Annotated in this window: 3 protein-coding genes; 1 reads left to right on the forward strand and 2 read right to left on the reverse strand. The window is 45.3% G+C overall.

Features of this window, described 5'->3' with window-relative positions; all coding sequences use genetic code 11:
* Positions 1 to 403: IS1/IS1595 family N-terminal zinc-binding domain-containing protein (locus CX664_RS24810; RefSeq protein ID WP_146000349.1), on the reverse strand; the 403-nt coding region annotated here is incomplete at its 3' end.
* Here CX664_RS24810 and CX664_RS24815 point away from each other — a divergent pair.
* Positions 402 to 617 (forward strand): hypothetical protein, encoded by a 216-nt coding sequence (locus CX664_RS24815; protein WP_101749266.1) that lies wholly within the window; start codon positions 402 to 404, stop codon positions 615 to 617. The genes CX664_RS24810 and CX664_RS24815 overlap by 2 nt on opposite strands.
* Positions 618 to 846: 229 nt before the next feature.
* Here the strand turns inward: CX664_RS24815 and CX664_RS24820 are convergent, their stop codons facing one another.
* Complete coding sequence (locus tag CX664_RS24820; RefSeq protein WP_101749267.1) at positions 847 to 1,506, reverse strand: Tn7-like element transposition protein TnsE; 660 nt, start codon at positions 1,504 to 1,506, stop codon at positions 847 to 849.
* Positions 1,507 to 1,648 lie beyond the last annotated feature (142 nt).

The following is a 1,648-nucleotide window of genomic DNA, read 5'->3' on the forward strand; positions in this document are numbered from 1 at the left end:
CAAACTCAACCTCCCCCTCAAGAGTGACCTCAGGCTTTCGATCAACCACACCTGTTCGTAGTACCGTGGTCATGTGATGTGTATCGCTGGGGCACAGATCGAGTTCCTGAGCAATCTGATTGTTGGAGACATTCAGCCCCATTAAATAGAGGCATGCAACCCAGACCTTGAGCGGCTGGTGATGTCCAGAGAAAACCGTGTTTGTCAGGTCATCAAAATAACGCTTACAGTTTTTGCAGTAATAGTGCTGGCACTCTATTTGTACATTGTCGTGTCCATTCTTTTTGATATGGTCAGAATCACAGTGCGGGCAGCGAACAATATCATCAGGCCATCGGTTCTCGCGGATCATTTCATAACAGGTTTCATTGCTGATGAGATCGGAAATTCGTCCTATATTCATGAATAACCCTGCTGCTGCTACTTTTCCAGCAAAGGATAGTTCAACAGTCTGGAATCCGAAAAGAGCCTTCTTTGATATCGGAAACCCTTGGCATTGGTCGCCGACTGTGGTAGACCGTGATGTGCATATTTCTCAGCAGAAAACTTGCATTGATCCCTACTTCCTCAGTGAAGAAGCTACGGATTTTTTCTTGGTCATGCTGGCTCAGGTTTAACTGAGCCCATATATCTGTTCTGTCTTTCCTCATGCTCTACACAACCATTGAAGCTATAGCAGAGACAGACACAACTTCCTGCTTATGCCTTGCCTCCCTGAGCTTCTTCTGATCGAGCTCCTTTCCCATGGCACTTTCCTAGAAGTATGCATACGACGATATACTAACGAAAATGAGCATACAACGCATCGCTTGATCTTATTCTGTCAGGAAACCGGAGTAATAAATCTTATGAAGAAGCATAAGCCATCTTACTTGCTTGCTGACTGGTACGAACTACGGCCCTATCAAGAGCTGATACCCAAGCATCTTTATATTCAGATGACGTTCGAACCCGTTTACTCTGCATTTCCCCTTTCGCCGTAGTCTCTCTGTGTGGATGTTTGGCAGTGGCACTTACTCCACACAACCGATTAATGACTTTAGAATCCCAGATAACACCATTATCTGAGCAGGCCTGCATAATTTCCCGAAAGCTTTTTCTGGCATCGCTCCTGAAGCCAAAAACTCTGGTACTCAGGGTTCTTTTGGGCGCATAGTCATCCATATCCACTTCAACAACTAGCAGGGGCAGGCCAACATAACGGATATAAGCTGCATGGAAGACTCGGGGCTCCCCCGTAACTTTGTTGGTATATGCGGTTCGCTGAGTTTTAGGCTTCGGAAGTTCGTAACATTTGATAGCAAGATGTTGATAGCCTTCCAGCATACAGAGTTGAGTTATAACCTCCTGAAAAAGCCTGAACCTGCTGGTTCCGTCTGAGGATTTCAGCTCTTCAGGTTCATCTAGCTCTGACCGATTGATACCAAAATCAAGTTCCTGAGCTGGCCCTTCTTTACCAGCATGCCCCACACCGGTTTTATCAGTGGTTTCTTTGCCTTCAGGCATTACAACCAGCTATTCCCGACGATTACACGACAATATCCATAGCAGGTTCGTAAACGGACTCATAATATTCACAGAAAAAGAAAATCTTCAGCTACTTTCGCTGGAGAAAAATCTCTATCTCTAACCCTGAAATCCTGGCTAT

The organism is Endozoicomonas acroporae (assembly GCF_002864045.1).
In the GTDB taxonomy this organism is placed as follows: domain Bacteria; phylum Pseudomonadota; class Gammaproteobacteria; order Pseudomonadales; family Endozoicomonadaceae; genus Endozoicomonas; species Endozoicomonas acroporae.

Bases quoted from the DNA above. Each gene is read 5' to 3' on its own strand.
- CX664_RS24815 (WP_101749266.1), top strand. From the start codon at position 402: ATGAATAACCCTGCTGCTGCTACTTTTCCAGCAAAGGATAGTTCAACA.
- CX664_RS24820 (WP_101749267.1), bottom strand. From the start codon at position 1,506: ATGCCTGAAGGCAAAGAAACCACTGATAAAACCGGTGTGGGGCATGCT.